This window comes from Pseudonocardia pini (assembly GCF_013870575.1).
Taxonomy (GTDB): Bacteria; Actinomycetota; Actinomycetes; order Mycobacteriales; family Pseudonocardiaceae; genus Pseudonocardia; species Pseudonocardia pini.
Genome location: NZ_JACBXB010000408.1, coordinates 1 through 4,896, shown reverse-complemented (window position 1 = coordinate 4,896; position 4,896 = coordinate 1). Strand labels below are relative to the sequence as shown.

The window sequence follows — 4,896 nt, the reverse complement described above, 5'->3', positions numbered from 1 at the left end:
GAGCGCCGCGCGGGTGTCGGCGGTGAGGGGCAGGGCGGAGCGCAGCCGCACGATCTCGCGGTAGGCGTCCTCCCGGCGGTAGGACCAGCGGCCGTGGAACTGGCGGCCCGCCTCCAGGGACACCGCGCCGGCGGCCACGCGTTCGAGGTCGGTGGCCACGAGCGTCGCCCCACCGTGGGGGCCCAGCACGGTGACGCTCCACTCGCGGGCGAGCGGGTCCTCCGCCCCGACCAGGGCGTGACGGATCCCCGGCGGCAGCCGCGGCGGGAGGTCCTCGGCGAGCCCGACGATCGTGACCGCGCCCGACGCCGCGATCGCGCGGTAGACCTCCACCTCGCGCTCGAAGTACGACCACTTCTGGAACATCGCGACCACGACCAGCGGCTGCCCGGGCGGCCCGGCCAGCGCGAACCGCTCCATGGCGTGCGAGACGTCGACGAGCAGCCGCTTGCCGTAGAGCCCTGAGTCACCATCGGTAGGCGTCACATCGACGGAGGGTAGCGGTTCGCCTCCACCCCCTCCGCGCCGAGATGAACCAGGGTGCTGTTCGATCATGCTCCAGACGACACCCTGGTTCATCTCGGCGCGGATCGGCGCCGACTGCGGGGTCAGCCGGTGTTCTTCATCCCCGCCGCGATGCCGTTGATGGTCAGGAGCAGGGCGCGTTCCAGGTCCGCGTCGTCTCCACCCGCCGCGGCCCGGCGCTGGGCCAGGAGCTCGATCTGCAGGTGGTGCAGCGGCTCGAGATAGCCGTTGCGGACCGACAACGTGTTGCGCAGGACCGGGTGGCCCTCCAGCAACACGGAGTTGCCGGTCAGTGACAGCACCTCGCGCAGGGTGTGCCGGTGCTCGGCCCGGATCTGCTCGAACAGCTCCTGCTGGCCGGGCTCGACGAGCGTCGACACGTAGTAGGAGGCGATCCGCAGGTCGGTCTTCGCGAGCGTCATCTCCACGTTGCCGAGCAGGTTGGAGAAGAACGCCCAGTCCCGCATCTCATCGAGCACCTCGCCGTACCCGGCCTCCCGCGCCGCCCGCAGGCCGCTGCCCAGGCCGTACCAGCCGGGCACGACCATCCGGGTCTGCGTCCAGCCGAAGACCCACGGGATGGCGCGCAGGTCGTCGAGCGACGGGTTCGCGCCGGGCCGCTTCGACGGCCGCGACCCCACGTTGAGCCTGCCCAGCTCGTCCACCGGGGTGGCCGCGGCGAAGAACTCGGGGAGCCGGGAGTCGCCGACCAGCGACCGGTACGCCTGCTTGCCCGCCTCGGACACGCAGGTCATGGCCTCGTCCCAGCGGGCGAGGGTGTCGTCCGGCCAACGGGACTCGGTGTGGAGCACGCTGGCGTCGAGCATCGAGGCGAGCAGGATCTCCAGGTTGTCGTGTGCGAGCGTGGGCAGCGAGTACTTGTCGGAGATGACCTCGCCCTGCTCGGTGAGCTTCATCGTGGCGTCGACGGAGCCGAACGGGGCCGACGCGATCGCCTCGCCCGCGGGCCCGCCGCCGCGCCCGACCGACCCGCCGCGGCCGTGGAAGAGCCGCAGCCGCACGCCGAACTTCGCCGCGGTGTCCCTGAGCTGGCGCTGCGCGCGGTGGATCTCCCACTGTGAGCTGGTGATCCCGGCGCCCTTGTTGGAGTCCGAGTACCCCAGCATGATCTCCTGCAGGTCACCGCGGTTGCGGACCTGCTGGCGGTAGCCCGGGTCGGACAGCAGCCCCTCGAGCAGCGGGCCCGCCTGAGAGAGCTCCTCGACCGTCTCGAACAGCGGCACCAGGTCCACCGACGAGCGCGGGTTGGACTTGAGCTCGACCATGTACGACTCGCGGGCCAGCACCGCGACGGCCAGCAGGTCGTCGACGTCCTGGGCCATCGACACGATGTAGGTGCGCGCGACCTCGGGGCCGAAGTCGTGCTGGACCTCGTGCAGCATGTCGAAGGTCGCGATCACCGTGCGAGCGGCCTCCGGCACGCCGTAGTGCCGCCGGACCAGCGGGCGGTGTCCCTGGAGCTCCTTCGACAGGAGCTCGCGCCGCTCGGAGCGGGTCAGCGAGGCGTACGGCTTGTCCAGCTCGCCCAGCTCGTCGTAGATCGCGCCGAGGGCGTCGTGGTGTTTCTGGCTGTGCTCGCGGATGTCCAGCTCCGCGAGGTGCAGGCCCAGCGCCCGGGCCGCCCGGATCGCGCGGGCGAGCGTGCCGCCCGCGATCCGCGCGCCGAGGTGCCCGCGCAGGGACCGGTCGAGGATGCCCAGGTCCGCGAGGTACTCCGCGACGCCCAGGTAGTCCTCACCCGCGACGTGGTGCCCCTTCGCCGCGATCCGGGCCCGCGTGTTGTCCAGCTTGGCCTGGATGTAGGAGAGCTTGAGCCGGTACGGCTCGAACTGGTTCAGCCGGATGAAGCGGTCGTGCACCGCGGGGAGCACCCGCCGGTCCCGGGCGAGGGCGCCGCGGAGCTCCTCGGACACGCCCATCACCTTGGTCGAGATCGACAGCTCCTGGATGAGCTGGTCGACCAGCGCGCCGTGGATCTTCAGCGCGCGGTCCGAGTACAGCTCCAGGACCTCGCGCGTGACGTCCGGCGTGACGTTCGGGTTGCCGTCCCGGTCGCCGCCGACCCAGACCCCGAGGGTGAGCGGGCGGGAGTCCTCCGGCACCTCGAAGCCGTGCGCCTCGGCCTCGGCCTCGAACTCGCCGACCAGATCGGGGACGGTCGTGGTGCCGAGCCGCTCCATGAACCAGGCGACGTTGCGCGCCTCGTCGAGCACGGTCGGGCGGCCGGGACGGATCTCGTCGGTCTGCCAGAGCAGGTCGACCAGGGCCCCCAGCTCGGCATCCGACGCGCGGTGGTCCAGCCCGTCGGCCACCCGGCGGAGGATGGCGAGCACGGACTGCCGGGAGGCCTCGGTGGGGTGCGCGGTGAAGACCGGCCGCAGCTGGGCGCGGGCGAGCACCTCCTGCACGGCCGCGCGGTCGGCGTCCCCGGCCAGTCGCTCCATCACGGTGTGCAGCGGGCGCCGGTCGGCGGGTCGCAGCTCCCGCAGCTCGCGGGAGCGGTGCAGCTGTTCGGCCACGTTGGCCAGCTGGAAGTACTGGGAGAACGCCCTGGCCAGGGTCACCGCGGTCCCGGTGTCCAGCCCCGAGAGGCGCCGCGTGACGGCGTCGGGGTCCTGGCCCGCGACGGCCTGGCGGGCGAGCTTGCGGACCTCCTCGACCAGCTCCAACAGCTCCTGCCCGGCCTGGTTGGCCAGCGACTGTCCGAGCATGGTGGACAGCCGCCGGATGTCCGCACGCAGGGCGCTGTGCTCGGACTCGGAGACGACGCCGGAGTGGGCCGCCAGGGAGTCCGGGGCCAGCAGTTCGGTGCGGGGGGCGCTCGCGGTCACCGTGGTGGGCTCCGTCCGTCGGATCTACAGGTCCGCTCGCGTCGGCGGGAACGGGAGGGCTGCCCGCCATCGTCTCCCGTCCGATCGGGCAGGGCCATCGCTGGGGGTCGCCCGTTACGGGGGCGAAACACCACGCCTCCGACCGGAAAGCCGCAGATCGGTGCATCACGGGCGTGATCGGACTGCTCCTTGCCCATGACGGACCGCTCGGGGAAGGGGACGGCTCATGGTGGAGACGACCGGGACCGCAGACGTCGTCGTGGTCGGTGGGGGCATCGCGGGCTCGGCGCTGGCGACGGTCCTGGCACGCGAGGGCCGGGACGTGCTGCTGCTGGAGAAGGAGACCGCGTACCGGGACAAGGTGCGGGGCGAGTTCCTGAGCTGCTGGGGGGTCGAGGAGGCCCTCCGCCTGGGACTGGAGGACGTGCTCCTCGGTGCGGGCGGCGGCTACGCGACCCGGATGGCGTTCTACGACGAGAACTCCCCCGGTGCGCTCGGCGAGGCGGCGGCGGTGCCCCTCGACGAGCTGCTCCCGGGCGTCCCCGGCGCGCTCGACGTCGGTCATCCGCAGGCGTGCGAGGCGCTGATCGGTGCCGCCGCGGCCGCGGGCGCGCGGGTGGTCCGGGGGATCAGACCGGTCGACGTCACTCCGGGGGAGCCGCCCGCGGTCCGGTACGTCGACGCCGCCGGGGCCGCCCACTCGGTGGTCAGCAGGCTGGTCGTCGGGGCGGACGGGCGGCAGTCGGGGGTCCGACGGGCGGCAGGCATCGACCTGGAGGTCGGCACGCCGCGCACGATGGGCGGCGGCATGCTGGTCGACGGTCTGGCGGACTGGCCCGCGGACCGGGCGGCGCTGGGCACGGAGGGCGACCTGTACTACCTGATGTTCCCGCGGGCGAACGGCCGCGCGCGCCTCTACCTGCTCCACGACGTCCGGCAGCGGGGGCGGTTCGCCGGACCGGACCGGGCGGAGGCCTTCCTGCGCGCCTACCAGCTGGACTGCATCCCGGACAGCGGGAGGTTCGGTGCGGCCACCCCCGCGGGCCCCTGCGCCTTCTACCCGATGACCGACTCCTGGACCGTGCAGGACCCGGTCGCCCCCGGCGTCGTGCTCGTCGGGGACGCGGCGGGCTGGAACGACCCGGTGATCGGCCAGGGTCTCGCGATCGCGCTGCGCGACGCCCGCACGGTCGCGGAGCTGGTCCTGGCGGGCGAGGGTCTCGAACCCTACGTCGCGGAGCGCCGCGAGCGGATGCGTCGGCTGCGGATCTCGGCGGCGGTGGTGACCGACATGTCCTGCACGTTCACCCCGGAGGGGGCGGCCCGGCGGGCGGCCTACGGCGCGGCGCGTTCCGACCCGGTGCTGGGCGGGCCGCGGATGGCGGTGATGGTCGGTCCGGAGCGGATGCCGGCGGAGGCCTTCGAGGCCCGCACCGTGGCGCGGATCCGGGCACTCGCCTGATCAGGCCGGGTGCCTGCGGGGGCGGCCGGGGCGGCGCTTCACGGGGACGACCCGGCC

3 protein-coding genes are annotated in these 4,896 nt (G+C 73.4%); 1 reads left to right on the top strand and 2 read right to left on the bottom strand.

From position 1 onward, the window contains the following. Together H5J29_RS20835 and ppc are read right to left on the bottom strand one after the other, a co-directional pair. Nucleotides 1–486: DICT sensory domain-containing protein (locus tag H5J29_RS20835; RefSeq protein ID WP_312858328.1), on the bottom strand; the 486-nt coding region annotated here is incomplete at its 3' end. A gap of 122 nt (nt 487–608) precedes the next feature. Then, the gene (ppc, locus tag H5J29_RS20830) at nt 609–3,377 is read right to left on the bottom strand and encodes a phosphoenolpyruvate carboxylase (RefSeq protein WP_312858327.1); all 2,769 of its coding nucleotides are present in this window, start codon (nt 3,375–3,377) and stop codon (nt 609–611) included. 226 nt (nt 3,378–3,603) lie between these two features. On the opposite strand from ppc, the gene H5J29_RS20825 reads away from it, so the two are divergent. Next, complete coding sequence (locus H5J29_RS20825; RefSeq protein ID WP_181782727.1) at nt 3,604–4,839, top strand: NAD(P)/FAD-dependent oxidoreductase; 1,236 nt, start codon at nt 3,604–3,606, stop codon at nt 4,837–4,839. Nucleotides 4,840–4,896 lie beyond the last annotated feature (57 nt).

Coding starts and splice junctions, on each gene's coding strand:
- H5J29_RS20825 (WP_181782727.1), top strand. CDS start 3,604: ATGGTGGAGACGACCGGGACCGCAGACGTCGTCGTGGTCGGTGGGGGC.